Raw genomic sequence first — 25,791 nt, 5'->3', positions numbered from 1 at the left:
GTACTGGCGAATCAGCTGAGTTGGAGAAGTCCCCGGAGAAGATCCCGGCTCTCTTCGGGGCCCGGACTGTCTTCGTGGAGCCGCGTCATGGCCTTTTCGTACTGGGCGACTTCCTCCGGCTTGTCCAGATAGAGCGCACTTGTCAGCTGCTCCAAATAGACAATGTCCGACAGGTCGGATTCCGGGAAACGGAGCATCGTGAATGCTCCGCTCTCTCCCGCGTGGCCGCCGAAACTGAAGGGCATCACCTGGAGCGTGATGTTCGGCTGCTCCGACATGTCGATGAGGTGCCGCAACTGGGCCCGCATGACCGCGCGTTCCCCGTACGGGCGGCGTAGGGCCGCCTCGTCGAGCACCGCGTGGAAGCGGGGGGCCCGCTCGGAGACCAGCGCCTTCTGGCGCTCCAGTCTCAGTGCGACCCGGCGGTCGATCTCGGCCGCCGGGGCACCGCGCATACCCCGCTCCACGACGGCGTGGGCGTACGCCTCGGTCTGCAACAGGCCGTGTACGAACTGGACTTCGTAGATCCGGATGAGCGAGGCCGCTCCCTCCAGACCGATATACGTCTGGAACCAGCCGGGCAGCACATCACCGTAACTGTGCCACCAGCCCGCCACGTTGGCCTCACGGGCCAGACCGAGGAGTGACTCCCGCTCCGCCTCGTCCGTGACTCCGTACAGCGTGAGCAGGTCCTCGACGTCCCTGGCCTTGAAGCTCACCCGTCCCAACTCCATGCGGCTGATCTTCGATTCGGAGGCGCGGATGGAGTAGCCGGCCGCCTCACGGGTGATGCCGCGCGACTCGCGCAGCCGCCTGAGCTGTGAGCCCAGCAGGATGCGCCGCACCACAGATCCACTCGACTCGCCTGCCGGCACTGGTCCAACCCTCCCCATCGCTTCCCGTGCATCGGGGTCCCCCCGAACCCCGGAGCCGGATTCTGCCACCAAAACGCTTCAGCGCGTACTCATTCGATTACGGAAATAGCAAGAGATCCGGAAAGCCTCGAAACCGGTGCCCGGAATAAATGAGGCAGAACCCCCACGCTACCGGGCACGTCCGGCGCGTGCACGTGCATCTGCCCTTGCATCTGCCGTGCGCATTGGGAACCATGGGCCTCGCGCACCTGCGTGCTCGTTCGTGTTGTGCCGCTCCACCCTCGCAGTGCCGTTAGAAGCAGTGCCGCCACAGCCGCGATTCCCGGGAGTGCCTCGTATGGGGACGAATGGATCGACGACGCTCGAGCCGTTACGGCAAGGGCTCCCACCCATCGACCCCTCGGCGGTCGCCGGTTCGGCCTCCTGCACGCTGCCGTCCTGCTTCGAGGCGGTGGGCGGCGCACGGAAGTTCACCCGGACCACCCTGGCCTCCTGGGATCTGGGCGACCGCTTCGACGACGTCGCCCTGGTCGTGTCCGAGCTGGTCACCAACGCACTGCGGCACGCCCTTCCGGCCGACCCCGCGCGGGAGCGCCAGGATCCGTCGGTGCGGCTGCATCTGATGCGCTGGACCTCACGGCTCGTGTGCGCCGTGCGTGACCCCAGCGAGGACGGCCCGGTGGCCGGTGAGGCGGCGGATTCCGCCGAGTCGGGCCGCGGGCTGTTCCTCGTCGAGTCGTTCAGCGACTCCTGGGGCTGGCATCCCTCGCCCGTACCGGCGGGGGACGCGCGGCCCGGCACCCTGCCGCGCGGAAAGGTGGTGTGGGCGCTGTTCCGGCTGGCGGACACGGCCGCCGGGAGCACCGCCGCGGACAGCCCGGCCGGGGAGCGCGTTCCCGCCGTCGTCGCACCGCGGGCCGAGGCGTTCCCGTACAGCCTCTGAGGGGCCGTCCTGCTCCGGGGCCGTCCTGCTCCGAGGGCGTCCCGCGGCTGCCACGCCGTCCGACCGCGTGCCCGCACCGCGCCTGCGGGCGGGCACGCGGTCAGGCGTCCGCGGCCAGGTGGTCGAACTCTCCGTCCTTGACGCCCAGCAGAAGTGCCTCTATCTCGGCCGGCGTATAGACGAGGGCCGGTCCGTCCGGGTGGCGCGAGTTGCGCATGGCCACATTTCCGCCAGGCAGTTTCGCGAACTCCACGCAGGAACCCTGGGAGTTGCTGTGTCTGCTCTTCTGCCAGACGACTCCGCGAAGCTCTGTGGCCGCCATGCCGTTGTACACGTGGTGCACAGGACGCTCCCCGAGTTGCAAGGTGCAAGTGTCAACTAGCTCGGATCATAGCTGTGTTCATATGCCGATGCATGAGCAGATGCACGTGCACGCGGGGTGTGCGAATGATTACAGCTTTCCTTGATCTGCCCGCCCCTTGAGCCACCCCCATGGAAGAGAGACGAACGGAGCGCCTATTCGGCTCCCGTTTCCGTGAGTTATTCCTCGGCGCTGGTAGCGTGGCGCGGTCTTTTCGCCGTGGAACGCCGAGGGGGAACTCCGCATGGACAGGTTCGCGCGCTCCGGCGCTCTCGTCGCCGCCGGCCTGGTCGCCGCACTGGCGCTGACCGCCTGCGGCAGTGACGACGCCGACACCGACACGGGCAAGGACTCCGCCGCGGAGGCCGGGGCCGAGGAGAGTGCCATGCCAGGCGGCAGCGGCGGGGCCGACGAGTCCGGGGACGCGGGGACCACGGTGCTCGACGGGACCTGGGCGGGTACCTCCGAAAGCGGGGCCGTCGTCCTGTCCGTGGCGTCCGGCAAGGCGGCGCTCGTGGCGGACCAGCACGTCTGTCAGGGAGACGTGAAGGACATGGGCGAGGTGACGCTCTCCCTGACGTGCGCCGACGGCAACACCGAGCGCACCGAGGGGGCCGTCGAGTCCCATGGCGGCAAGACGCTCGTCATCTCCTGGGCAGCCGGAGCCGAGGACACCCTGACCAGGGCCGACCCCGGCAAGATGCCGTCCGGCCCTCCCGGAGATGCCCATGCCATGACGGTGCGTCAGGACGCTTCGCCCTCCCGGCCGTCCGTGCTCGCCGCGCCCTCCAGGCCGCGGGAGAAGTCCTCCAGCGCCTGGAGGAGCAGGACCGCGCCGCCCCGCACGAAGGGGCCGGGGACCGGCACCGCCGGGTCCGCCCCCGGGGCGTCCCAGCCCTCCACCACCCGGCGCACCGGCTCCCAGTCCGGCACGCGGCGCTCCCGTACGGCCCTGGCGCCCTGCTCCGTGGACGTGCGCAGGGCCTCCGCCAGCTCCGCGGCCCCCGGCACGGGGTCGGCCGAGGCGGCCGGGAGGTGTGCCTCCATCAGCATGGCGACCCTGCCGAGCTGGGCGAGCGCCTTCTGGGCGTCGTCGGCCGCGGTCCTGGAGATGCCCCGGTGCCGTACCGGCTCGTGCTGGGCCGTCTCCAGCGCCTCCTGCCAGGCGACCCGGGCCTCGCGGGTGGTGAGCAGCGCGGTGCGGACGTCCTCCAGATCGGCGGTGGCCGGGTCGGCGTAGTGGTCCAGGACCGTGGCCGCGTAACGGCCGTCCGTGGTCAGCCAGCCGGCGAGCCGGTTGCGCAGCCGCGGGGTCTCCCAGGCGGGGAAGACGGCGTACGAGACCATCGCGAGCAGTCCTCCGACAAGGGTGAGGACGACCCGCTCGGGAACGGTCTGGGACCAGTCGTCGCCCGCCATGCCGAGGAGGAACACCACGTAGGCGGAGACGCACACCTGGCTGACCGCGTACCCGGTGCGCATCAGCAGGTACATGAGGAAGGCGCAGATCACCGCGAGGCCCGCGGCGACCGTCACCCCGGGCCGGACCGCCTGGACGATGCCGGTGGCGAGGGCGACCCCGACGACGGTGCCGCCGAACCGCGCCACGGAACGGGAGTAGGTCTGTGAGAAGTCCGGGCGCATCACCATGACGGCCGCCATCGGCGCCCAGTAGCCGTGGCCGAACGGCAGCGCGGCGCCCAGGAGGTAGCCGGTGGCCGCGACCACCGAGACGCGGACGGCGTGCCGCAGGATCGGTGACCTCCGGTGCAGCTCCCGGCGCATCGCCGCCAGCACCACGGGGACCAGCCGCAGCAGGCCGGGGCGCCGCCGCGTCTGAGTGGCGTGTGCCGCCGGGGCCCGGGTGCCCGCCCCTTCGGCGATCTCGATGACGTCGGCGAGCAGGACGTTGAGCCGGTCGGCCGCGCGTCGGGGCGGCCCGACGAGGATCACCTCGTTGTCGGGGGTCCGCAGGACACCGAGGTCGGTCGCGGCGATGCGGACGGGCTCACCGTGCCGGACCGCGGTGGCCGCCGCGTCCAGGACGGAGCCGGCGGCGGCCAGCATCTCGCGCACCCAGGCGCGCTCCAGGCCCTCGGCGGGCACGCCCAGGGCCGGGTCCGCGAGCGAGGCCAGCACCGGCCGCAGGCGCTCGGCGATCCCGCGGGCCCCGTGCAGTTCGGCGGGGCGCCGGCGCGCCTGGCGCGAGGTGACGGCGGCCGCACTGCGGGCGGTCATCAGCGGTACGGGGTCGAAGTGCACGGTCGGGTCGTGGCGCAGGCTGCGGGCGTAGTCGGCCTCGGCGGCCAGGGCGTCGGCGAGCGCGTCGCGCTGGGCCCCCCATCTGCGGACCGGGAACAGCACGATCAGCACCGCCTGGACCAGCCCGCCGAGCGCCATCACGGCCGCGTGCGCGGCGGCGTCGGCGACGGAGGTGGGAAGGGTGATCGTCACCAGCATGATCGCCACGTTGGAGGCCGCGATGATGCCGCCCGTCGGGCCCGCGGCCCAGGCCATCCCGGCGGCGAACGTCCAGACCACCAGCACGGACAGGAAGAGCAGGGTGTGGGAGACGGTGACGTAACCGACGAAGGTCGACACGGCGAGGCTGGCACCGGAGACCAGCGCGAGCACCGGCCGGGGGCGCCAGCTGCGCTGGAAGGTGGCGATGGCCGCCTGGAACGCGCCGAAGGCGGAACCCGCCGCGATGACGGGTCCGAACAGCGCAAGGCTCAGCCCGACGACGAGGGCGAGGCCCACCGCGCCCCGCAGTGCGATGAGCGGTTCCAGCCGCCGCCGCTCGACCGTCAGCCCCGAGCGGGCGGTCTCCCTCAGCGCCCGCGACCAGCTCATGGTCCGAGCGTACGGGCTGCCCCTCCATCCGTGGTGGATCAGCGCGCGGCGCCGGACGTCCCGGTCCCGGGCCGGCAGGCCTACCGGCCGATCTCCGGCCCCCTTCTGCCCACGTCGGCCCGATTCGCCGCGTTCGTCCCGTGGGTCCACCCCTCGGCGTCCGTGACCCCGCGCACCCGTGCGGTGGTCGTCCGCGGGAACATCCGCTCCGCGGCGTCGGTGACCGCGACGTCCCGGGCCGCGAGCACCGGCAGCAGACTGCCGGCGGCCTCACGCCCCTCCCCCGCGGGGCCGCCGGAGCCGGCCTCCGCGGTGACGCGTGCGGTGTCCGCGGCGAGCCGGCTGCCCAGGCGGTGGGCGTACGCCAGGAGGAAGGACTGCCGGAAGGTCTTGGTCCGCCTACGGCCGCCGGCCCGCTGTCCGGCCTCCGCCTTCGCCATCGCGGCGGTGCCCTGCACCAGCAGTGAGGTGAAGAGCAGTTCCACGGCCTCCAGGTCCGGCTCGAAGCCGACGACCGTGGTGAAGCCGAGATCGCTGTTCCACACGGCCCTGCACCGGTTCGCCGAGGCGACCGCGTCGAGCAGGATCGCCTTGGCATCCTCGTACGGGGCATCGACACCGATCCGGCAGGCTCCCGGGACCTCGGCACTGTGTGTGCGGGCGGCGAGCAGGGCCTCGTCGATGCTGTGCCGGGCCATCAGCTCCTGCGCCTTCGTGGTGAGCGCCTCAGCCTCCTCCGGGTAGCCCGTCGCCTCGGCCTTGGCGAGCAGGGCGCGGATCCGGGTGAGCATGCGGGGCTCGCCGTGGGCGGGCGGCCGGTGCCGGTCGCCGGCCGCTGTGCCGGGCGGCGGGCCGACCGGTTCGATGGCCGGGAGCCGCAGCAGCAGGCGATACAGCTCCAGCAGCGCGGAGGCGTACGTGAAGCGGTCGGGCCGGTTGCGGGGCGCCGGGGAGGGCAGCGCGGCGAGCTGGTCCGCCCAGCGCGGCGGCAGCTGACCGTACCGGGCGGTCTCCGCGGTGATCAGCGCGGCGGCGAGCGCGGCCCCGGCCTCGTCCAGCTCCCGCCTGACGCTCCGTACGACGTCGGCGGGCTGCCAGCCGCGCGCCCAGGCGCGGCGGACTAACTCCTCGCCGCGGCGGTGCAGCTCCCCGTCGGCCGAGGGGTCGGCGGCGAGGAGGGAGGCACCGGTGTCGAGGCCGTCGTCGTCGTCCGAGTAGAGGGCCGCCGCACATGCCTGGTCGATCACCGATTCCATCAGGTCAGGGTATCGACCTGGTGTGCGGCCGGGAGTGGACCGGCGGGCGGCGCCCTGCGGCTTCGCTTCCGAGGCGGAGCAGGGAGGCACCGCCGCGCAACTGGGTCCTGTCCCGCCCTCGGGGCAGGACCCGGGCGGGACTGGAGACGACGCCGGGCTCCCGCTCGCCGCCGTGCGCCAAGTCGTACGGTGGCGGCCGGCCGGAGGCGTACCGCTGTCAGCGCCGGGTGCCAGACTCGGACCATGACCGAACGTTGGGCTCTGGCCCCCGCCGAGGCGGGCGCCGCACTCGTCGTGCCGCTGGGGCCGGACGGCGTGCCGGCCGGCCCGGTCGTGACCGAGCCCGACCTCGTCGAGTCCGTCCGCTCCCGCCCCGGCGTGCCCCGCTGGGTCTGGCGGTCGACCGCGGAGGTCTACCCCCGCCTCCTCGCCGCGGGCGTACGCGTCGAGCGGTGCTACGACGTCGAGTGCGCCGAACTCCTGCTGCTCGGCCACGAGGGGCGGCTCGGGGAGCCCCGTTCGGCGGCGGCTGCCTGGGCGCGGCTGCGCAACGCCCCCGTGCCGGCCGACCCGCCGGCCCGTTCGGCGGAGCCAGGTTCCCAGTCCTCCCTCTTCGAGCCGCGCGCGGGCACGGACGTGCCGTTCGACGCGCTGCTCCAGGTCTACGCGGAGCAGCTGCGCCGCCACGACGCGACGGCCCACCCGGACAGGATGCGACTGCTCACGGCCGCCGAGTCGGCCGGGATGATGGTCGCCGCCGAGATGAACAGGTCCGGCCTCCCCTGGCGGGCCGACGTGCACCGGGAGGTGCTGGAGGGCCTGCTGGGCGAGCGTTACGCGGGCGGCGGCGAGCCACGCAGACTCGCCGAGGCGGCGGACGAGGTGTCGGCGGCCTTCGGCAGGCGGGTGCGCCCCGATCTGCCCGCCGATGTGGTGAAGGCCTTCGCGCAGGCCGGGATCAAGGTGAAGTCGACCCGGCGGTGGGAGCTGGAGGAGCTCGACCACCCCGCGGTCGAGCCCCTGATCCGCTACAAGAAGCTGTACCGCATCTGGACGGCTCACGGCTGGAGCTGGCTCCAGGACTGGGTGCGCGAAGGACGTTTCCGCCCCGAGTACCTGCCCGGAGGCACCGTCAGCGGCCGCTGGACGACCAACGGCGGCGGTGCCCTGCAGATCCCCAAGGTGATGCGGCAGGCGGTGGTCGCCGACGACGGCTGGCGGCTCGTGGTGGCGGACGCCGACCAGATGGAGCCACGCGTGCTGGCCGCGATCTCCCGCGACCCGGGGCTGATGGAGGTGGCGGGCCATGAGGGCGACCTCTACAAGGCCCTGTCCGACCGGGCCTTCCAGGGTGACCGCGACCACGCGAAGCTGGCCCTGCTGGGGGCCGTCTACGGGCAGACGTCCGGTGACGGCCTGAAGAACCTCGCGGCGCTGCGGCGGCGCTTCCCGCAGGCCGTCGCCTATGTCGACGACGCGGCGAAGGCGGGCGAGGAGGGCCGCCTCGTCCGCACCTGGCTCGGCCGCACGAGCCCGCCCGCGGCCGGGGCCGGCGAGGACGGGGAGGCCGGCATCCCGCAGGAGAGCGAGGACCCGCCGGCCGGTGAGTACGGGTTCACGCCCGGCTACGCCTCGTCGAACGCCCGGGCGCGGGGCCGCTTCACGCGCAACTTCGTCGTGCAGGGCAGTGCGGCCGACTGGGCGCTGCTGCTCCTGGCAGCGCTGCGGCGGACGCTCAACGCCGGTGGGATGCGGGCGGAGCTGGTGTTCTTCCAGCACGACGAGGTGATCGTGCACTGCCCGGCCGAGGAGGCGGGTGCGGTCGTGGAGGCGATCCGGGAGGCCGGGGAACTGGCCGGACGGGTGGCGTTCGGGCGGACCCCGGTGCGGTTCCCGTTCACCACGGCGGTCGTCGAGCGGTATTCGCAGGCCAAGTGACGGCGCCCGGACGCCGGAAGCCCGGACCGGGACGGTGTCCCGGTCCGGGCAGCTGCCGCCCGTCTACCCGCGTTCCCACAACGCAGGGACCAGCGGCGGTTCCCACCCCACGATGGCCGTGTGTGCCTGGAGGCAGCGGTAGGCGCTGCCTCCGTAGGTCACCCGGTCACCGGCGCGGTAGGTGGCCCCGGCCGCCCAGGTGCCGCCCGGAGGATCGGTCGGCGGGTCGGTGGGTGGATCGGTGGGTGGATCGGTGGGGTCGGGCTGCCGGCCGGCATCGAGCACGAAGTCGAAGGTGCCCTGGCGCCCGGACCCGGCGGCGCGGACGTTCATCAGCAGCGCCGGGTCGTAGAGGGCGTCGGTGGAGTTGCGCGGCTCACCCGGGAAGTACAGCTGGGTGGTCAGCACGGGGTGTCCCGGCGCCTGGGCCTTCACGTGGATGTGCCGGGTGCGGCCGGGATACAGGCCCGCGACCACCGTGGTGAGCGTGAAGGCCCCGTCGGGGCCGGTGAACTGGTGGCCGCGGAAGCGGAACCCGGCCATGTCGTAGGCGCCGTCGGTGTCGGCCTGCCAGAAGTCGAGCAGCACGCCTGCCAAGGGCTGGCAGGCCAGGCCGAAGACGTAACCGCTCACCGTCAGCGGTGTGCCGGGGGTGCCGGACGCCACCAGGCTGGAGCGCAGCGGCGAGTGGGGCTTGAAGTAGGGGCCCTCCATCTGTTCCGGCGTCGGGTCGTCCCCGTCGTCGCAGGCCGGCGTGAGCGCCAGGGGCGTGCCACCGGTCCCGGTGTCCCGGGCCAGGGCCACACCACCGCCCGCGACCAGAGGTACGGCGGTGACGGCGACGGCTGCCCTCAGCAGGCTCTTGCGGCTGATCGGGCGGCCGGGTGGATCCTCCCCGGCCCCGCCACGGGAGGCACCGCCGGTGTCGTACGGGGGCACGGCTGGTCTGTCGGTCATGGCTGCTTCCTCGGTGTGCTCGGCACTCGGTGGTGTGTGTGTGGTGTGCCCGGTACCCGGACTCCCCGGAGCAGGGACGTGCGGACGCGGGACGTGCGGACGCGGGACGTGCGGACGCGGGACGTGCGGACGCGGGACGTGCGGACGCGGAACGTGCGGACGCGGAACGTGCGGATCAGACCCGCTGCCACAGCGCGGGCACGTTCGGCGGTTGCCAGCCGGCCTGTGCCCGGTGGCCCTGCAGGCAGCGGTAGCCCGCTCCGCCGTACGTCACCACCGCGCCGGCCGCGTACGTCGTACCGGCGGCCCAGGTACCGCCCGGCTCGGTCGGCGGGTCCGTCGGGTCGGTGGGCGGGTCGGTCGGCGTACCGCTGGTGACGAGGGTGAGGCCGAACGCGGAGAGCGCCGGGTTGACCGGCTGGTAGTACGTCGTACCGCCCTGGGAGCAGTTCCCGGAGCCGCCGGAGGTGACGCCCTGCGCCTGACTGCCGGAGACGAACGAGCCTCCGGAGTCGCCTGGTTCGGCACACACGTCGGTGCGTGTCACCCCCGAGACGGTGCCTTCCTGGTAGGTGACGCTGGTGTTGTGCTGCTGGACGGTGCCGCAGTGCCAGCCGGTGGTGGAACCTGAGCGGCAGACGGACGAGCCCACCAGGGCCTGGGTGGAGCCGGCGACGGTCACGTCGCCGTTGCCGTAGCCGTTCACCAGGGCGCGCGGTGTCCAGTTGGCGTTGACCGCGACCCAGGAGTAGTCGCGGCCGGGGAAGGTGGAGCCCTGGAAGGAGCCCTGCGCCCGCTGGTCGACGCCGCTGGTGGTCACGCCCGGGGTGCCGCAGTGACCGGCGCTGACGAAACCGTCCTGGGTCCCGCGCCTGACCGGGAAACCTATGGAACAGCGGCCCGATCCGTTCATGTAGTACGCGTCGCCGCCGCGCAGGTCCGCGTACGTGCGGGGCTGTTCGGCCGAACGCACGACCCGCACCAGGCCGCGGGGGACGCCTGCGGCGGTCAGGAAGCGGTCCGCCGCCGCGGTGCGGGCGGCGTTGACGACGACGCGGTTGGCGCGCACGTCGACGTACCAGGAGGGCACGTCCTTCGGCGCCTTCTCCAGTGCCACCGCGTCCAGGGCCGACTTGACCGCGTCGAGACGGTCCAGGCCGTGGCTGACGACCTCGGCCCGGGCGCCGGCGGCGGTGATGCGCGTGACGTCGGCACGGTCGGTGGTGGCGACGGTGAGGACGGCCGAGTCACCACTCACGCGGGCCCCGGCGAAGTCGGCGCCGAGGGACTTCTCCAGCCTCGCGGCGACGGCCGCCGCCCGGTACTCGTTGCCTGTCCGGGCTCTCGCCTCGCCCGCGTCGAGGCCGAGGTCGCGCCGCAGGGCCTCGAGCAGGCCCGGTGAGAGACGGTCGTCGGCGGCCGGAACGGCACTGCCCGGCTGCCCGGCCGAGGCGATGCCGGTCGGACCGGCGAGGGCGAGCGCACCCACCGCCACGGCGGCGGTACCTGCGGCGAGTGCGCGTCTGCGGAGCACGGTGCTCTCCACGTGGGTCTCCTTGCTTCAGGGGTGTTGGGCTCCGGGGGCGGAGTCCGGCAGGAGGTGGGGGAACTGCCGAAAACGTAGCCGCGCGCGCTCCGCCCGAGGAGATCCCGCCCGCCCCCTACCGCCGCGTTATGGGGGGCACCTGCGCCGGTGTCCCGGCCCCGGCCGCGCCCCGCCCTGCGCGTGGGTCGCACCACGCCGGAGCCGTACCGGGGTGCGGGCCGTGCCCGCTATAGGCTCCGGCCATGGCGACGCACGAGCACGAGATCACGGAGCCCGTCGACCTCTGCCTGCCGGACGGCAGCCTCAACCGGGCGGCGGTCGGCTGGTCGAGGCGGCCTGTGCACCGCGCCAATCTGCGTGGCTGGGGCCGGACCAAGCGGTGGGAGTACTGGTGCGTCACCACACCCACCCATCTGGTGGCACTGACCGTGAGCGACCTGGACTTCCTGGCGCTGAACACGATCTACGTCCTGGAGTTCGGGCCCGGGGGCCGCGAGCTGGAGTGCTCCTCGGTCGTTCCGGCCGGCCGGGGCGTCCGCCTCCCGGACACCGTCGCCGGGGCGCCCGGCTCCGAGGACGTGGTGGTGGGCCCGGCCCGGCCGACGGGTGGCAAGGTCCGCATCGAGATCCGCGACGAGAACGCCGGAACCCGGCTGCGCGCCCGCTGTCTGACGCCGGACCGGAGCCCTCTGGAGGTGGGCCTGCTGGTCGGGCGACCCGACGGCCACGAGTCGCTCTCCGTGGTCGTGCCGTGGAGCGAGCAGCGCTTCCAGTACACCTCCAAGCACACCGCGCTCCCCGCCTCCGGCCGGGTCCGGATCGGCAACGAGATCCTGACGTTCGGCGGGGAGGGCAACGAGACCTGGGCCGTCCTGGACCACGGCCGCGGACGCTGGCCCCGCACGGTCGACTGGAACTGGGGTGCGGCCTCCGGACGCACCGACGGGCACACGGTCGGGCTCCAGTTCGGCGGCCGATGGACGGCGGGCACCGGTTCCACGGAGAACGGCCTCTGTGTGGACGGCAGGATCACCAAGATCGGCGAGGAGCTGGACTGGCACTGGTCCCCCTCCGACCTCCTGGCCCCCTGGACCGTCCGTACACCGTCGTCCGACCAGGTGGACCTGACGTTCACCCCGTTCCACAACCGGTCGGCCCGTACGGACGTCGGGCTGATCGCCAACCGCACCGACCAGTGCTTCGGCCACTACGACGGCCGCATCCGCACCGACGACGGCACCGAGATCGCCGTGGAGCGGCTCCTGGGCTGGGCCGAGGACGTCCACATGCGCTGGTGACTCCCCCGGGCACGGTGGCCCGGGTAGGTTTCCTCCCATGCGCATAGGCCCTCTGCTGGGTTCGGGACGCACCGCCGATGTGTACGCACTCGACGGCCCCTGGGTCCTGCGCCGTCACCGCTGCGACGCCGACACCGTCGACGAACTGGCGGTGATGTCGTACCTCTCGGCCTCCGGCTTCCCGGTCCCCCGCATCGGCCCGCCCGGCGACGCGCCGCAGCCGACGGACCTGGTGATACAGCGGCTGACCGGCCCGACGATGGCCGAGGCTCTGCTGGCGGGGACGCTCGGCGCGCGCGAGGGCGGCGCACTGCTGGCGAGGCTCCTGCGGGAGCTCCACGCGATCCCGCCGAGGCTCTCCCAGGACCCCGAGGACCGGATCCTGCACCTGGACCTGCATCCGGAGAACGTGGTGCTGACACCGGGCGGAGCCGTCGTCATCGACTGGTGCACGGCGGCCGAGGGACCACCCGCCCTGGATCGCGCCATGTCCTCGCTGATCCTCGCGCAGGTCGCCCTCGCCCCGCCGGCCGCCGGGGGCGGGCGGGTCCGGGACCTGCTCGCGGAGCTGCTGTCGCGGCTCGCCGACGACGGCGGCGTTCCCGCCGGCTCCCTCACTGCGGCCACCGCCCGCCGTGCGGCGGATCCCCGGCTCACGGCGCGGGAAAGGGTGGTGCTGGACGAGGCGGCCGCTCTGGTGGCACGGCTGGCTGGCTGACGTGAGGAACGGCCGGGGGCGGCCGGCGGGGCGGGGAACGGACTGCGGGCAGAACCGGCCGGTGGACGGCCGGGGGCGGGCCGGGTTACTTCCGGAGATAGGTCAGGACGGCCAGGACCCGCCGGTTCGTCGCGTCGGTCACGGTCAGGTCGAGCTTGGTGAGGATCGAGCCGAAGTGCTTGCTGACCGTTCCCTCACTGACCGTCAGCGCCTCGGCGACCGAGGCGTTCGACCGGCCCTCCGCCATCAGCGCCAGCACCTCCTGTTCCCGGGCGGTCAGCCTGGACAGCGGGTCGCGGCGATGTCTGAGCAACTGGCGCACCACCTCGGGGTCGACGACCGTGCCCCCGTCCGCCACCCGCTGGAGCGCGTCGACGAACTCCTCGACCTTTCCGACCCTTTCCTTGAGGAGGTAGCCCACGCCCGTACCGTCGCCGGTGTCCAGCAACTCCTCGGCGTAGGACCGCTGGACGTACTGGCTCAGGACCAGGACGGGCAGCCGGGGCGTCGTCCGCCGCAGGGCGACGGCGGCCCTGAGGCCCTCGTCGGAGAAACCGGGCGGCATCCGCACGTCCGTCACCACGATGTCCGGGCGGTGCTCGGTGACCGCCCCGGTCAGCTCACCGGCGGAGCCGACCCCGGCGACCACCCGGTGGCCGAACCGCTCCAGCAGGCCGATGAGGCCCTCTCTCAGGAGCACGCTGTCCTCGGCCAGCACGATGCGCAGCATTGACCCTCATTCGACCAGGTGGGCGGGGGAGCAGGGGACGTCCAGCCGGAACACCGTCGGCCCGCCGGGCGGGCTGGAGATTATCAGGTGACCGTCCAGCACCGAGAGACGGTCGGCAACCCCCTGCAGCCCGCTGCCGCCTGCCGTCCCCGCGCCGCCCCTCCCGTCGTCGCGCACCTCGACGGTCAGCCGCTCCCCGTCCGCCCGGCCAGTCACCCGCGCCAGGCTCGCCCCACTGTGCTTGGCCACATTGGCCAGCGCCTCACAGACCGCGAAGTAGGCGGCCGTCTCGACGGGTTGTGGCAGCCGTTCCGCGAGATCGAGGTCCACATCGACCGGTACGGCCGAGCGGTCCGCGAGGTCCTCGACGGCGGCGGCCAGGCCGCGGTCGGTGAGCACCTGCGGGTGGATACCGCGGATGAGCTCCCTGATCTCGACCAGAACCACCCCCGCCTCCTCCTGCGCCTTGGCCAGCAGGCTGCCCAGCGGTTCGGCCGGGCCCTCCAGCCTCGCGAGTCCCAGGGTCATCGACAGCGCCACGAGCCGCTGCTGGGCACCGTCGTGCAGATCCCGCTCGATCCGGCGGCGCTCCGCCTCGAAGGCGTCCACCAGGCGCTTGCGGGAGCGCCCCAGCTCCTCGATACGGGCGTCGGCTTCGCTCGGCGCCGCGGACAGCAGCCGCCGGGTCAGCGCCCCGCGCGCCACCGCCGCCCATCCCAACGGGTAGGCGAGGAGCGGCAGCAGGACCAGCCCGAGCAGCGCGAGGGCGAACGCCTGCGGATACGAGTCGGCCAGGTAGAGCTTCAGCACCCGCACCTCCTCCCCGTCGGTGACGGCCGCCATGACGACGGGTGTCGCCAGCAGCCCCCCGCACACCACGAGCACGCTCCCGGCGACCAGTCCGTCCACGGGCCACAGCACACAGGCGAAGAGCAGCGCGAACCCGAACTCCCGCCAGGTGACGCGCTCCCCCAACCGCGTGCGCAGCCACGCCTGCAGTCCGGGGCGTCCCGGTGTCCGGTGCGGATCGACGAGAGGGGCGGGATCCAGCAGCCGCAGCCTGTACCGCTCCACAGCGGCCACCGGGATGCCGATGAGGGCGAGCATCAGCAACAGCGGCAGACCGACGAGTACGAACGTCAGTGCGCCGCCCACCACGGCCAGCAGCAGGACGGCCGCGAGGAGGGCCAGTCCGGCAGGGACGCCACTCAGCAGGTAGAAGGCCGCGCGCCACGGCCAGCCGCCGAGGAGGTAGCGGGGGCGGCGGAGGGCCTGCCGGAGGGTGGGTGAGCTCATGAGCGCACGGTAGACAGCGCGGACGGGGCGCTGCCACCCGATTGGCGGGGGGCCGGAGGTGGAGCCGGCTCCACCCCGCTGACCCCTGCCCGCTGCGATGCGCGCGCTTCCCGTCCCCGGTTGGCTTGGACCCATGACTCAGCAACCAGCCGACACCCCGCCGGCCGTCCGGCTCGACTCCGTCACCCGGACCTTCGGCAAGGCGTCCGACGTGGTCACCGCCCTGGACGACGTCAGCCTCACCTTTCCCCGGGGCTCCTTCACCGCGATCATGGGCCCCTCCGGCTCGGGGAAGTCGACGCTGCTCCAGTGCACGGCCGGTCTGGACCGGCCGACGGCCGGCCGGGTGTTCCTGGGGGACACGGATCTGACCGCGCTCGGCGAACGGCGGCTGACGCTGCTGCGCCGCGAACGCATTGGGTTCGTCTTCCAGGCCTTCAACCTGCTGCCCGCGCTCACCGCGGAGCAGAATGTGGCGCTCCCGCTCCGGCTCGCGGGCCGCCGGCCGAAGCGGTCCGAGGTGCGCGCCGTGCTGGAGCGGGTCGGGCTGGGCGCCCGGGCCCGGCACCGCCCGGGCGAGATGTCCGGCGGCCAGCAGCAACGCGTAGCCCTCGCACGGGCGTTGATCACCCGCCCCGAGGTCCTGTTCGGTGACGAGCCGACCGGGGCACTCGACTCGCAGACCGGCCGGGAGGTCCTGACGCTGCTGCGGTCGATGGCCGACGGCGGCCAGACGGTGGTCATGGTGACGCACGACCCGGTGGCCGCCTCCTACGCGGACCGGGTGGTCTTCCTCGCCGACGGATCCGTCCGGGACGAACTGCCCGACCCCACCGCCGAACAGGTCGCCGCGCGCATGACCCGCCTGGCGGTGGTCCCGTGCTGAGCCTGGCACTGCGTTCGATGCGGGCCCGCTGGGTCACCTTCGTGGGCTCCTTCGTCTCACTCGCCCTCGGCGTCGGGCTGATCGCCATGACGGGCCTGGCGCTGGCGGCCACCTTCGACGCGCCGGAGCGCGGCCCGGAGCGTTTCGCCGCGGCCCCGGTCGTGGTGCGGGCCTCGGACACCCTGCGGGTCGCGACGCCCGTCGGGGTCCGTACCTCCAGGCTCTCCACCCCGCGGCCGGTGCCGCGGGCCCTGGCCGCCGCACTCGCCGGACTGGGGCGTACGTCCGAGGACCGCACCTTCCCTGTGGGCCTGGGCGGTCACCACGCCCGGGACGGAGTGGTCGGCCACCCGTGGTCCGTCGCCGCCGCCACCCCCTACCGCCTCACCTCCGGCCGTGCTCCCCGGGCGGCCGACGAGATCGTCGTGACGGCGCACGCCGGTACGGGCCTGCGGGCGGGCGAGCGGGTCCGGGTCACCACGCCGGAAGCCGCGGGTGGCCCCGCGGTGCGGACGGTCGTGGGCACCGTGGCGGACGCCGGCTTCGAGACAGCGGTGTTCTTCAGCGACGCCGAGGCCGCCCGCGTCCACCCCGCCATCGACGCGGTGACCGTGCACGCCGACGCGGACGCCGTCCGCACCCTGGCCAGGACCGTTTCCGCGATGAGCGTCCTCACCGGCGACGACCGGCGCAGGGCGGACCCCGATCCGGACCGGGACAGCGAGGCGCTGACGGCCGTCAACGCGATGCTCGGCACCGCTGCGGGGATCACCGGCTTCGTCTCGGTGTTCGTCGTCGCCTCCACGTTCTCCTTCGCTGTGGCCCAGCGCAGGAGGGAGTTCGGACTGCTCCGTACGGCGGGAGCCACACCCGGTCAGGTGCGGCGCACGGTCGTCGCCGAGGCGTCCGTGATCGGCGTGCTGGCCTCGGCCCTCGGCTGCCTGCTGGGTGAGGCGGCCGCGCCGCGGCTGGCCGCATGGCTGGCCGGCGAGGGGCTGGCCCCGGCCCGGTTCGCCATCGGCGACGCGAACTGGCCGCTGCACACGGCCTTCTGGACGGGCCTGGGCGTCGCGCTCGCCGGGGTGGTCGTCTCCTCGCACCGTGCGGGGCGGATCCGGCCCGTGGAGGCCCTCAGGGAGTCGGCGGTCGACAGCCGGCCGATGCCGACGAGCCGCCTGCTGCTCGGGCTCGCCGTCCTGCTGACCGGCCTGGTGCTGCTGGGCTGGTCCCTGGTGACCGATCCCGGTGACGTACTGAAGCGGAAGACGTACATCCTGCAGCCCTTGTGGATCATCGTCGGCTGCGCACTGACGGCACCGCTCCTCCTGCGTCCGCTGACCCGCCTGCTCACCTGGCTGCCCGCACGACTGCCGGGGGCGACCGGCATGCTGGCCCGGCAGAACGCCTCCGCGGGCCTCCGCCGCACCGCCGCCGTCGCCGCGCCGGTCCTGATCACCGTCGCCCTGACCGCCTCCCTGCTGGGCACCGTGGCCACGATCGGCGACGCCGAGGCCGCCGAGGTGACGGCAGCCATCGGCGCCGACCACGTGGCCGGCGGGGACGGTCCGCTGGACCCGCGCTTCGTCCAGCGGGTACGGGACATCCCCGGGGTGGTGGTCAGCACCTCACGCTCCACCGCCGTGACCGTACTCGAGGAGGACACCGCGCTCATCAGGTCGCAGGCGCGCGCCGCCGACCCCGCCGCCCTCGCCGCGACCACGCACCTCCCGCTGGTCTCGGGCCGCGTCACCGACCTCGACGACGACTCCATCGTCGTCAACGAGGAATGGGCGACGCACACGGTGGGTCAGCGCGTCGGTGTCTGGCTGGGCGACGGCCGTAAGGTCTCGCTGCGCGTCGTCGCGGTGATGCGGGTCGGGACGGGCAGCAACGGCGCGTACGTGACTCCGGGGAACGCGGGCGGCGCGGTGATCGACCGGGCCGACATCGCACTCCGCGAAGGAGCGGACCGGATGGCCGTCCGCACCCTCCTGGAGAAGGCCGGACGGGAGACGGGCACCCGGGTCCTGACGAAGGACGAGTGGGTGGCGGCCCACCACCCCCGCACCAGCGGCAACACGCGGGCCGGTCTCCTGCTGATCCTGGGGATCGCCCTGCTGTACACGGCGATCGCCCTGGCGAACACCCTGGTCATGGCCACCTCGGACCGCGTACGCGATCTGGCGGTGCTCCGCCTCACCGGGGCCACGAAACCGCAGGTGCTGCGACTGGTGGCCGTGGAGGCGCTGATGGTGGTGGCCGCGGGCGGCGTCCTGGGCGGTGCGGTGGCCGGGCTGAACCTGCTGGGAGTCAGGGGCGCTCTGGGACTGCTCCACGTGCACTCCCCGGTGAGCGTGCCCTGGTCGGCGGTGGGCGCGGTCCTCGGCGCGAGCGCCGTGCTGGCCACGGTCTGCGCCGTGCTGCCCGCGCTCGCGGCCCTGCGTACGCGGCCGGTCGAGGCGGCCGGGGCCCGCGAGTGACAGGCCCCGGCCCGGTGCGCCCGGACGGGCGTCCCCGCGTACGTACGGGGGAGCGCCCGCTCCTAGGGACCCGTCACGACCGGGAGCGGTGACGGCCGGCCCCACTCGCTCCACGACCCGTCGTACACCGCCACCTCCCGGTAGCCGGCGAGTTCGGCGCCGAGTGCCAGGACGCAGGCGGTGACCCCCGAGCCGCAGCTGACGACGAGCCGGCTCCGGGCTCCCGCCAACGCCTCGAAGACTCCCCGTAGTTCTTCCGGCGGAAGCATCCGTCCGTCCCGCTGGACCGCTCCGAAGGGCAGGTTTAGTGCGCCCGGCATGTGGCCGCCCCGCAGGCCCGGCCGCGGCTCGGGCGCCGTGCCGGCGAACCGCTCGGGGGAGCGGGCGTCCAGGACGGCCGTCGCCGGGTCGGCGAGGGCGGACACGACCGCGTCACTGCCCACCAGCAGCCCGGCACGGGGCCGGGCCACGAAGTCCCCGGCGCGCTCACCGCCGTGGGGCCCGGCCTCCTCCACCGGCAGCCCGGCCGCCTCCCAGGCGGGCAGGCCGCCGTCGAGTACGGCGACCCGGTCGAAGCCCATCGCCCGGAACATCCACCAGGCACGGGCACCGGAGTAGATCCCCGCGGTGTCGTAGACGACGACGGTGTCCGCCTCGTCGATCCCGAGAGCACGCACTTCCTCGGTGAACCGCCCGGCTCCCGGCATCGTGTGCGGCACGGGCGCCGAGTGGTCGGACAGCGCGCCGTCGATGTCGAAGCGCCGCGCCCCCGGGATCCGCCGCCCGGCCTCGCGGTGCGCCCCCACCGACGCGTCGAGGATCACCGGGCCGCCGCCCGCCATCCGGTCGGCGAGCCAGCCGGGACCGACGAGCGGCCCCGGCAGGCCGCCCGCACCCGGCGCGGCACCCGTCGTCGCCGAGTCCTCGGCCATGGTCTCTCCCCTTCGGTCGTCGTCCCGGGGCGGCCGGGGTCCTCCGCCCGGACCGGGCCGGTTGCCGCGGCCTGCGGGGCCGAGCCCGGTCCGGACGGGAGGACCCGGGCCGGGTGCCCGGGCTCAAGGCCGCGTCAACAGCGGCTCAAGCGGCAGACCCCCTCCCGGTGGTTTGTCACATTGTCGTAGCTACGGCTCCATGACGTCATGGCGACAGGCGGGTTCGACGGAGCAGCGGGCAGCGCCGCGTGCAGCGGTGCGGCGAACCAGAGGTGGACGGCCGCCTGACACCTGCTGCCCGGCCCGGCGGGGATCAGCACCTGGAAACCCCAGGTCCGCGCACGCGACCTGGGGTTTCGCCATGGTCACCGTCAGGGGCGCGCCTCGGCCAGCAACTTCTGGATCCGGGTGACACCCTCGACGAGGTCGTCGTCACCGAGGGCGTAGGACAGACGGAGGTAGCCGGGGGTACCGAAGGCCTCACCGGGGACGACGGCGACCTCCGCCTCGTCCAGCAGCAGTTCGGCGAGCTCGGCGGAGGTGGCGGGACGCCGTCCGCGGATCTGCTTGCCGAGGACGCCCTTCACGGACGGGTAGGCGTAGAAGGCTCCGTCCGGTTCGGGGCACAGGACACCGTCGATCTCGTTGAGCATCGGCACGATCGTCCGGCGGCGGCGGTCGAAGGCCTCACGCATCCGCCCGACCGCCGAGAGGTCACCCGACAAGGCGGTGATCGCGGCTGCCTGCGCCACGTTGTTCACGTTCGACGTGGCGTGCGACTGGTGGTTCGTGGCCGCCTTCACCACGTCCTCGGGGCCGATGATCCAGCCCACCCGCCAGCCCGTCATCGCGTACGTCTTGGCGAGACCGTTCACGACGATGCAGCGGTCACGGATCTCGGGGACCACCACCGGCAGCGAGGTGAACCGCGTGTCGCCGTACACCAGGTGCTCGTAGATCTCGTCCGTCAGCACCCACAGGCCGTGCTCCACGGCCCAGCGGCCGATCGCCTCGACCTCGGCCTCGCTGTAGACGGCGCCGGTCGGGTTGGACGGCGACACGAACAGGAGCGCCTTCGTACGCTCCGTCCGGGCGGCCTCCAGCTGGCCGACCGTGACCTTGTACCCCGTGGTCTCGTCGGCGACGACGTCGACCGGGACGCCGCCCCCGAGGCGGACGGACTCCGGGTACGTCGTCCAGTACGGGGCGGGGACGATGACCTCGTCACCCGGGTCGAGGATCGCGGCGAACGCCTCGTAGATGGCCTGCTTGCCGCCGTTGGTCACCAGCACCTGGGACGCCGTCACCTCGTATCCCGAGTCGCGCAGCGTCTTCGCCGCGATGGCCGCCCTGAGCGCGGGAAGGCCGCCCGACGGCGTGTAGCGGTGGTTCGCGGTGTCACCGCAGGCCGCCACCGCGGCTTCGACGATGTAGTCGGGCGTCGGGAAGTCGGGCTCGCCGGCACCGAAGACGATCACCGGGCGCCCGGCTGCCTTCAGGGCCTTGGCCTTGGCGTCGACGGCGAGGGTGACGGACTCGGAGATGGCGGCGATACGGGCCGATACGCGACGCTCGGCGGCGGGCGCGGGCCCAGGGGTTTCAGCGGTCATGTCCCGGAGCATCGCAGAGCCCCGAGCGGGGCGGCAACGCTTCGGCGCCCGCTATACGACGGCCCGGGCGAATGGCTCGGTATGCCCGGGTGTCGCGTTGCGACAGGCGTAATCAGGACGGTCCGGGACTGTTGATCGACACGGTTCACGGGCCGGACGATGAGGGAAGTCCGAGCGGCCGGGATCACCGCCCCGGGCCGATCGGACCTGTTCGCCGGGATATTCCGTCCCGGAGACCCACCGTGCCAGAGAGGGAACTCTCCATGCTCCGCTGTGCCCGTTTCGCCGCCGTTCTGTCGTTCGCCGTCTTCGCGGTCACGCTGTCCTCCGCGTCCACCGGTGCCACGGGCACCACCGACGACACGGGCTGGGGCGCGGGACCGGCCGGCGTCGTGGTCGTCGAGACGGCCACCGACATCGCCGGGGACACCGGCTGGGGCTGAGCCGGGGACACCGCGAAGACCCCTTCTCCTTTTCCTCGAGGAAAGCGAATCCATGCAAAGCGACGAGGTCGACTTCGTCAGTCCCGCCCCGGCCACCACGTTCGCGCAGCGACTCTCGGAACACCGTCGCAACGACGAGTGGAAGAAAGCGCCGCGCCGTATCGAACCGGCCGAGTGCATCGGCTGCGACTCCTGCATGCGGGCCTGCCCGCCGCAGTTCAGCGCCATCTACAACCACGGACTCGACGTCGTGATCGTCCCCGAGCTGTGCAACGGCTGCGCGAAGTGCGTACAGGCGTGCCCGGTCGACTGCATCTACCCGGACGAGAGCTGGCAGCCCACCGGTCAGGCGATGTGGACCTACGTGGAAGGACAGGAGAAGTTCCGTGTCCGTGACAACTGAAGGCCGGCCGGCCGCGCTCGTCCCGCCTCCCGCGGTTCCCGCTGTCCCCCCGGCCCTCGCGGCTCCCGCTGCCCACGTGGCTTCCGCAGCCCCTGCGGCTCCCGCGGCCGTTGCGGCCCCTGCGGCCCCCGCGCCCGACGCGGCGGCCGGCGGCCGTGCCAAGAGCGCCAGGCGCCTCGCCATGGAGGAGGCCCGCCGCAGCAAGCGCCCGAGCCGCGCCGACCGGCCGGCGGGCAGCACCCCGCACCCCGAGCGGACCCTCGACGACGCCGGCTTCCCGCGGCTCCTCCAGGAGACCCTCACCGCGGCCCGCCGCACGCCCCTCGTCGAGGACATGGCGCAGACGCTGATGACGCTCGGCGGCAGGCTCGACGCCGACACCGCGCGCCGCTCGCTGACCCGCGCCGAGACGGCCGCCCTGCAGGTCCTCACCCGGCCGGGGCGTGTGCCGGCGGCAGAGGGGGACACGGGCGACGCGGCGGCGGACCCGGTGTTCACGAGCTCCTTCGCCCTCAGCCCCCAGGGCCGACTCGTCGTGACCGTACCGTCCCGTCGCGCTCTGCCGGCCGAGGCCGCCGCGACCGGGGTCGCCGCCCGGATCTCCTGGAGCGGCGAGGACCTAGCGGAGTACCGGCTGCTCCTCGAGGACGTGCGACGGCGCGCCGGCCACGAGGTGCGCGAGTGCCGCACGCTGCTGGACTCCATGGGCGCGGCCGGCCGCAGGGAAGCGGTGGACGCGCTGCGTGGCGCCGTCTTCCTCGTCCCGCCGGTGATGCTCTACGCGGGCGACTCGGTCTACTCGAACCTGAAGGACGAGAACAACCTCACCGGCAAGAGCCTGCTGCCGACGCACCCCGACTGCTTCTTCCACCATCTCGACCGCCTGCCGCTGGAGATGTGGACGGACGAGGAGACGGTCGTCGTCGTCTGCCTTTGGCTCGTGTACTCCTCCGGCGGCCCGAACCGGGTCGAGAGCCTCAACGGCGTCCAGCTCACGCTGGAGAACGTCGCCGACAACTTCCGTGCCACGCGCGCCGTCTATCTGGAGGCCGACCCCGAACAGGTCATCGAAGCGCCGGCCGCCGACGGCCTGCCCCGCGTCGCGGACCTCGTGCGCCACGCCGCCCAGATCGCGGCCGCCCGGGCCACGCTGGTGGCCGCCCGGCGCATCCACTACGACATCAACGCCACCACCCGGCGCAAGTCGGAGCGGGCGCTGCCGCCCGCCGTGCGCCCCGGCCCGCAGGAGCTCGGCATCTGCGAGCGCCTGGCAGGGCTGGTTCCGGGCGCCGGGCGGGACTTCGCCTCCGTACTCGACGTGGTGGACACCGCGTGGATGCTGCGGCCGGCAGGCGGCTTCGCCACCGGGTTCGAGGCCCTGATCCACGCGACCGTGGCCGGCGCGGTCGAGGTCTTCGGTGCGGACTTCGCGATGAGCCGAGGCATCCGCTCCCTCCCCCGGCTGGTCGAGGCACTGGCCCGCGAGGACTGGGCGGAGATCGTCTCCTGGGAACTCCCCGACTTCTACTGCTGCGTGGTGCCCGGCGGGCGCGCCTTCGAACTGCACGGCGGTGACCGCGCCGAGGTGGCGGACTCGGCCTGGGCGATGTCCGCGCGGATGCAGTACAACACCTGGCACGTGATGCCGGGCAACCTGCCCAAGGACCCCGCGGTGCAGGCCCGGGACTTCCTCGCCCCGCACGTCCTGCCCGACCTGGCGGTCTTCTCCGATCTGCATCACCGGGGGCACGTCGCCAACCTCATCCGTTTCTCGGCGCGCAGCCCGGAGCCGGTGATGGTGGCCGGCTTCCCCTTCAAGAGCCTCACCGATCTGCGGGTCCTGCGCTGCACCGGTGAGCCGTTCGACCAGGCCGACCTCGTGGGCGTGACCCAGGTGGCACGGTTCTTGGCCCAGTTGTCCGAGCGGGCCGCCGAGGCCGCGGTCGCCGGCCACCCGGTCGAGGTGACCTCCTTCGACCACCGCTGGCACCGCGCCTCCATCATCGGCCCGGACGCCGCACCGGCACCCGCCACCGCCCCCTCACCCGCACCGGAGAGCCATGTCCACTGAGCCGCACACTCCCGCCCCCGACAGCCCCGTTGTCGTCTTCGTCAATCTGCGTCGTACGCCCCTGGAACACCGCGCCGCCCTCTACGCCGCCCACCGGCAGGGCTTCGGTGTGGCGCTGATCGCCGACGCCCCGCCCGCCGGCCTGCCCGCCGGGATCGTGCGCACGGTCCACCAGGTCGACACCTACGACGCCGCCGCGGTGGACGCCGCAGTGGCGGCCGTCGCCGCCGAGCACACCGTGGCGGGGGTCGTCACCTGGTCGGACCCCGCCGTGGAGACCGTCAGCCGGATCGCCGCGCAGCTCGGTCTGCCGGCGGCCTCGCCCGGCACCGCCCGGACAGCGCGGGACAAGTACCTGATGCGCCAGGCGCTGGCCGCCGTACGGCCCGACCTGTCCCCGCGCTTCGCCCGGGTCACGACCTGGGAGGAGACCGCGAAGGCGGCCGCGGAGATCGGCTACCCGCTCGTGCTGAAGCCCGCGACGGGCAACGGCAGCAAGGGCATCTACCAGGTGCACGGCGAGGACCAGCTGCGGCCCGCCTACGACCAGCTGGCCTCCTACGTACAGCCTTCGGTGGACCGGGTGTTCACCGGGCACGCGGGCGAGATCGTCATCGAGGAGTTCCTCGCGGGCACCGAGCACAGCATCGAGGGATGGGTGCACCGGGGCGAGGTGCACATCGCGGGGATCACCGACAAGGCCACCACCGAGCCCTACCGCCTGGAGGTGGGCCACCTCTTCCCGACACAGCTCCCCGCCTCGGCGGTGGCCGCGGTGCACGAGCTGACCCACGCGGTGGCCGAAGGCTTCGGGATGGACGACTGCACCTTCCACCTGGAGTGCATGGTCGGCCCCGACGGGAAGGCCCGCATGGTGGAGTGTGCCGCCCGGGTGGGCGGTGACTTCATCACCTCGCACCTGGTCGGACTCGCGACGGGCGTGTCCTTCTGCGAGAACACGGTGCGGGTCGCGACCGGGCAGGCACCGGTCGCGGCGACGCGGCCTCCGCTGTACGCCGGTCTGCGCAAGCTCCTCGCCCCCGCGGACGGCGTCCTGACGGCCGTCGACGGGGTGCTCGACGCGCTGCGCGTCCCGGGTGTCGAGCACCTCGCGATCGAACGCGGCCCGGGAGCCGCGGTCACGCTGCCGCCGGCCGACTACATGTCCTGCGTCGTCGGCGCGGTGATCGCCACCGGCGACAGCGCCGACGCGGTGCGCGCGGCTTTGGACGCGGCCGAGGCGGCGATCACGATCCGGGTCGGCGACGACGGCGCCCGGGGCGGTTCCACGGGCGAGGGCGAAGGCGACGGACATGGCGACCGCTGACACGGTCCTCGTCGTCGGCTGCGTCACCTCCACCCCGCACGGCCAGGACCAGCTGCGCCGGCTCGCCGAGCAGGCGCGGGCCCGTGGCCTGCGCCTGCTCGGCACCGACACGGCCGCCGCGCTGGAGTCCGGCCGGTGGCGCATGCCCACCGACGCCACGGCGGCCCTCGACCACGAGGACCCCGAGGCATGCCGGACCTTCGCCGCGGCACACCCCTCGGTCGCCGCCGTGGTGACCGTCAGGGAAGGCTGCGTACTCGCCGTGGCGGAGCTCGCGCGGGCACTCGGCCTTCCCGGCAACGACCCGGACGCGGTCCGGGTGATCCGCACGAAGGACGTCTGCCGGGGGGTGCTGCGCGACGCGGGCTTCACGCAGCCCTCGTTCGCCGTCGCGGCGGACGTCACCGAGGCCGCGGCCTTCCTGGCCTCCACCGAAGGCCCGTGGGTCGTCAAGCCGCGCGACGGGATGGGCAGCGTGGGCGTGGCGCTGGTGCGTGAGCCGGCCGGGCTGCCGGCCGCCGTCGCCGGCCTCCGGGCCCCGTTCCTCGTCGAGCAGTTCGTGACGGGTGCGGAGTACTCGGCCGAGGGTGTGATGGTCGGTGGCAAGCCGTGGATCCTCGCCCTGACCGCCAAGGAGACCGGGGCCGGTTTCGTGGAGACCGGCCACCGCACTCCGGCCGTCCTCGATCCGGCGACCGCCGCGGCGGCGCGTGCCGCGGTCGCCTCGGCGGTCCTCGCCGCCGGACTGAGCCACGGTGTGCTGCACGCCGAGTTCTGGGTGACGCCCGCCGGCTCCGTCGTGCTGGGCGAGATGCACGCCCGTCCCGGCGGCGACTTCATCCACGCGCTGGTCGAGGGGACCCTGCCC

At 73.5% G+C, this 25,791-nt stretch carries 20 protein-coding genes and 1 pseudogene; 11 read left to right on the top strand and 10 right to left on the bottom strand.

Features of this window, described 5'->3' with window-relative positions:
* Nucleotides 1-11: 11 nt before the first annotated feature.
* Entirely contained in the window at nucleotides 12-893 is an 882-nt protein-coding gene (locus tag QFZ58_RS20760) for a helix-turn-helix transcriptional regulator (RefSeq protein WP_307126404.1), read from the bottom strand.
* Nucleotides 894-1,212: 319 nt separating this feature from the next.
* Here QFZ58_RS20760 and QFZ58_RS20755 point away from each other — a divergent pair, with 319 nt between their 5' ends.
* On the top strand, nucleotides 1,213-1,818 hold the full coding sequence (locus QFZ58_RS20755; protein ID WP_307126403.1) for an ATP-binding protein: 606 nt from the start codon (nucleotides 1,213-1,215) through the stop codon (nucleotides 1,816-1,818).
* Between the two features lie 100 nt (nucleotides 1,819-1,918).
* Here the strand turns inward: QFZ58_RS20755 and QFZ58_RS20750 are convergent, their stop codons facing one another.
* The 3 genes from QFZ58_RS20750 to QFZ58_RS20740 all read right to left on the bottom strand — a co-directional run bounded on the left by QFZ58_RS20750 (nucleotide 1,919) and on the right by QFZ58_RS20740 (nucleotide 6,288).
* The gene (locus tag QFZ58_RS20750) at nucleotides 1,919-2,161 is read right to left on the bottom strand and encodes a DUF397 domain-containing protein (RefSeq protein WP_307126402.1); all 243 of its coding nucleotides are present in this window, start codon (nucleotides 2,159-2,161) and stop codon (nucleotides 1,919-1,921) included.
* A gap of 762 nt (nucleotides 2,162-2,923) precedes the next feature.
* Entirely contained in the window at nucleotides 2,924-5,032 is a 2,109-nt protein-coding gene (locus QFZ58_RS20745) for an FUSC family protein (protein ID WP_307126401.1), read from the bottom strand.
* 80 nt (nucleotides 5,033-5,112) lie between these two features.
* Nucleotides 5,113-6,288 carry a DUF2786 domain-containing protein gene (locus QFZ58_RS20740; protein WP_307126400.1) on the bottom strand — a complete coding sequence of 392 codons (1,176 nt, stop codon included), beginning with the start codon at nucleotides 6,286-6,288 and terminating at the stop codon, nucleotides 5,113-5,115.
* Between the two features lie 243 nt (nucleotides 6,289-6,531).
* Here QFZ58_RS20740 and QFZ58_RS20735 point away from each other — a divergent pair, with 243 nt between their 5' ends.
* Entirely contained in the window at nucleotides 6,532-8,226 is a 1,695-nt protein-coding gene (locus tag QFZ58_RS20735; protein ID WP_307126399.1) for a bifunctional 3'-5' exonuclease/DNA polymerase, read from the top strand.
* A 63-nt stretch (nucleotides 8,227-8,289) separates the two neighbouring features.
* On the opposite strand, the gene QFZ58_RS20730 is transcribed toward QFZ58_RS20735, so the two are convergent.
* Complete coding sequence (locus QFZ58_RS20730) at nucleotides 8,290-9,183, bottom strand: carbohydrate-binding protein (protein ID WP_307126398.1); 894 nt, start codon at nucleotides 9,181-9,183, stop codon at nucleotides 8,290-8,292.
* Between the two features lie 175 nt (nucleotides 9,184-9,358).
* Complete coding sequence (locus QFZ58_RS20725) at nucleotides 9,359-10,729, bottom strand: alpha-lytic protease prodomain-containing protein (RefSeq protein ID WP_307126397.1); 1,371 nt, start codon at nucleotides 10,727-10,729, stop codon at nucleotides 9,359-9,361.
* Between the two features lie 242 nt (nucleotides 10,730-10,971).
* Here QFZ58_RS20725 and QFZ58_RS20720 point away from each other — a divergent pair, with 242 nt between their 5' ends.
* Both QFZ58_RS20720 and QFZ58_RS20715 read left to right on the top strand, forming a co-directional pair.
* A complete protein-coding gene (locus QFZ58_RS20720) occupies nucleotides 10,972-12,027 on the top strand; it encodes a DUF2804 domain-containing protein (protein ID WP_307126396.1) in 1,056 nt (351 codons plus the stop codon).
* Nucleotides 12,028-12,064: 37 nt separating this feature from the next.
* Nucleotides 12,065-12,745, top strand: coding sequence for a phosphotransferase (locus QFZ58_RS20715; RefSeq protein WP_307126395.1), 681 nt, complete (start codon nucleotides 12,065-12,067; stop codon nucleotides 12,743-12,745).
* A gap of 85 nt (nucleotides 12,746-12,830) precedes the next feature.
* Here the strand turns inward: QFZ58_RS20715 and QFZ58_RS20710 are convergent, their stop codons facing one another.
* Together QFZ58_RS20710 and QFZ58_RS20705 are read right to left on the bottom strand one after the other, a co-directional pair.
* A complete protein-coding gene (locus QFZ58_RS20710) occupies nucleotides 12,831-13,475 on the bottom strand; it encodes a response regulator transcription factor (protein ID WP_307126394.1) in 645 nt (214 codons plus the stop codon).
* A 6-nt stretch (nucleotides 13,476-13,481) separates the two neighbouring features.
* On the bottom strand, nucleotides 13,482-14,771 hold the full coding sequence (locus tag QFZ58_RS20705; protein WP_307126393.1) for a sensor histidine kinase: 1,290 nt from the start codon (nucleotides 14,769-14,771) through the stop codon (nucleotides 13,482-13,484).
* A 133-nt stretch (nucleotides 14,772-14,904) separates the two neighbouring features.
* Between QFZ58_RS20705 and QFZ58_RS20700 the strand changes: the two genes are divergently transcribed.
* Nucleotides 14,905-15,657, top strand: a complete 753-nt coding sequence (locus tag QFZ58_RS20700; RefSeq protein WP_307126392.1) for an ABC transporter ATP-binding protein — start codon at nucleotides 14,905-14,907, stop codon at nucleotides 15,655-15,657.
* Complete coding sequence (locus QFZ58_RS20695) at nucleotides 15,651-18,137, top strand: FtsX-like permease family protein (protein WP_307126391.1); 2,487 nt, start codon at nucleotides 15,651-15,653, stop codon at nucleotides 18,135-18,137. The genes QFZ58_RS20700 and QFZ58_RS20695 overlap by 7 nt, the downstream gene beginning before the upstream one ends.
* A 62-nt stretch (nucleotides 18,138-18,199) precedes the next feature.
* Here QFZ58_RS20695 and QFZ58_RS20690 read toward each other — a convergent pair whose 3' ends face one another.
* Nucleotides 18,200-19,069, bottom strand: a complete 870-nt coding sequence (locus QFZ58_RS20690) for a sulfurtransferase (RefSeq protein ID WP_307126390.1) — start codon at nucleotides 19,067-19,069, stop codon at nucleotides 18,200-18,202.
* Nucleotides 19,070-19,440: 371 nt separating this feature from the next.
* Nucleotides 19,441-20,679: a pyridoxal phosphate-dependent aminotransferase gene (locus tag QFZ58_RS20685; protein ID WP_307126389.1), complete on the bottom strand. Its 1,239-nt coding sequence runs from the start codon at nucleotides 20,677-20,679 to the stop codon at nucleotides 19,441-19,443.
* A 242-nt stretch (nucleotides 20,680-20,921) separates the two neighbouring features.
* Between QFZ58_RS20685 and QFZ58_RS20680 the strand changes: the two genes are divergently transcribed.
* From QFZ58_RS20680 to QFZ58_RS34510, 5 genes and pseudogenes are all read left to right on the top strand, one after another.
* Nucleotides 20,922-21,122 (top strand): hypothetical protein, encoded by a 201-nt coding sequence (locus tag QFZ58_RS20680; protein ID WP_307126388.1) that lies wholly within the window; start codon nucleotides 20,922-20,924, stop codon nucleotides 21,120-21,122.
* Nucleotides 21,123-21,174: 52 nt separating this feature from the next.
* On the top strand, nucleotides 21,175-21,525 hold the full coding sequence (locus QFZ58_RS20675; RefSeq protein WP_307126387.1) for a 4Fe-4S dicluster domain-containing protein: 351 nt from the start codon (nucleotides 21,175-21,177) through the stop codon (nucleotides 21,523-21,525).
* Nucleotides 21,509-23,596: a hypothetical protein gene (locus QFZ58_RS20670; protein WP_307126386.1), complete on the top strand. Its 2,088-nt coding sequence runs from the start codon at nucleotides 21,509-21,511 to the stop codon at nucleotides 23,594-23,596. The genes QFZ58_RS20675 and QFZ58_RS20670 overlap by 17 nt, the downstream gene beginning before the upstream one ends.
* A complete protein-coding gene (locus QFZ58_RS20665; RefSeq protein WP_307126385.1) occupies nucleotides 23,586-24,923 on the top strand; it encodes an ATP-grasp domain-containing protein in 1,338 nt (445 codons plus the stop codon). The genes QFZ58_RS20670 and QFZ58_RS20665 overlap by 11 nt, the downstream gene beginning before the upstream one ends.
* Nucleotides 24,910-25,749 (top strand): annotated as a pseudogene (locus QFZ58_RS34510) (ATP-grasp domain-containing protein); the annotation flags it as partial. The gene QFZ58_RS20665 and the pseudogene QFZ58_RS34510, both read left to right, overlap by 14 nt.
* Nucleotides 25,750-25,791 lie beyond the last annotated feature (42 nt).

Origin of the sequence: Streptomyces sp. B1I3, from assembly GCF_030816615.1 — a bacterium.
Taxonomy (GTDB): Bacteria; Actinomycetota; Actinomycetes; order Streptomycetales; family Streptomycetaceae; genus Streptomyces.
The sequence above is the reverse complement of the archived record's forward strand: the minus strand, read 5'-3'. Positions and strand labels throughout refer to the sequence as shown.

Excerpts from the sequence above, each read along its gene's own strand:
- QFZ58_RS20675 (WP_307126387.1), top strand. The coding sequence starts at position 21,175 with ATGCAAAGCGACGAGGTCGACTTCGTCAGTCCCGCCCCGGCCACCACG.
- QFZ58_RS20710 (WP_307126394.1), bottom strand. The coding sequence starts at position 13,475 with ATGCTGCGCATCGTGCTGGCCGAGGACAGCGTGCTCCTGAGAGAGGGC.
- QFZ58_RS20665 (WP_307126385.1), top strand. The coding sequence starts at position 23,586 with ATGTCCACTGAGCCGCACACTCCCGCCCCCGACAGCCCCGTTGTCGTC.
- QFZ58_RS20740 (WP_307126400.1), bottom strand. The coding sequence starts at position 6,288 with ATGGAATCGGTGATCGACCAGGCATGTGCGGCGGCCCTCTACTCGGAC.
- QFZ58_RS20755 (WP_307126403.1), top strand. The coding sequence starts at position 1,213 with ATGGGGACGAATGGATCGACGACGCTCGAGCCGTTACGGCAAGGGCTC.
- QFZ58_RS20720 (WP_307126396.1), top strand. The coding sequence starts at position 10,972 with ATGGCGACGCACGAGCACGAGATCACGGAGCCCGTCGACCTCTGCCTG.
- QFZ58_RS20760 (WP_307126404.1), bottom strand. The coding sequence starts at position 893 with ATGGGGAGGGTTGGACCAGTGCCGGCAGGCGAGTCGAGTGGATCTGTG.
- QFZ58_RS20690 (WP_307126390.1), bottom strand. The coding sequence starts at position 19,069 with ATGGCCGAGGACTCGGCGACGACGGGTGCCGCGCCGGGTGCGGGCGGC.
- QFZ58_RS20715 (WP_307126395.1), top strand. The coding sequence starts at position 12,065 with ATGCGCATAGGCCCTCTGCTGGGTTCGGGACGCACCGCCGATGTGTAC.
- QFZ58_RS20685 (WP_307126389.1), bottom strand. The coding sequence starts at position 20,679 with ATGACCGCTGAAACCCCTGGGCCCGCGCCCGCCGCCGAGCGTCGCGTA.
- QFZ58_RS20700 (WP_307126392.1), top strand. The coding sequence starts at position 14,905 with ATGACTCAGCAACCAGCCGACACCCCGCCGGCCGTCCGGCTCGACTCC.
- QFZ58_RS20705 (WP_307126393.1), bottom strand. The coding sequence starts at position 14,771 with ATGAGCTCACCCACCCTCCGGCAGGCCCTCCGCCGCCCCCGCTACCTC.
- QFZ58_RS20730 (WP_307126398.1), bottom strand. The coding sequence starts at position 9,183 with ATGACCGACAGACCAGCCGTGCCCCCGTACGACACCGGCGGTGCCTCC.
- QFZ58_RS20735 (WP_307126399.1), top strand. The coding sequence starts at position 6,532 with ATGACCGAACGTTGGGCTCTGGCCCCCGCCGAGGCGGGCGCCGCACTC.
- QFZ58_RS20745 (WP_307126401.1), bottom strand. The coding sequence starts at position 5,032 with ATGAGCTGGTCGCGGGCGCTGAGGGAGACCGCCCGCTCGGGGCTGACG.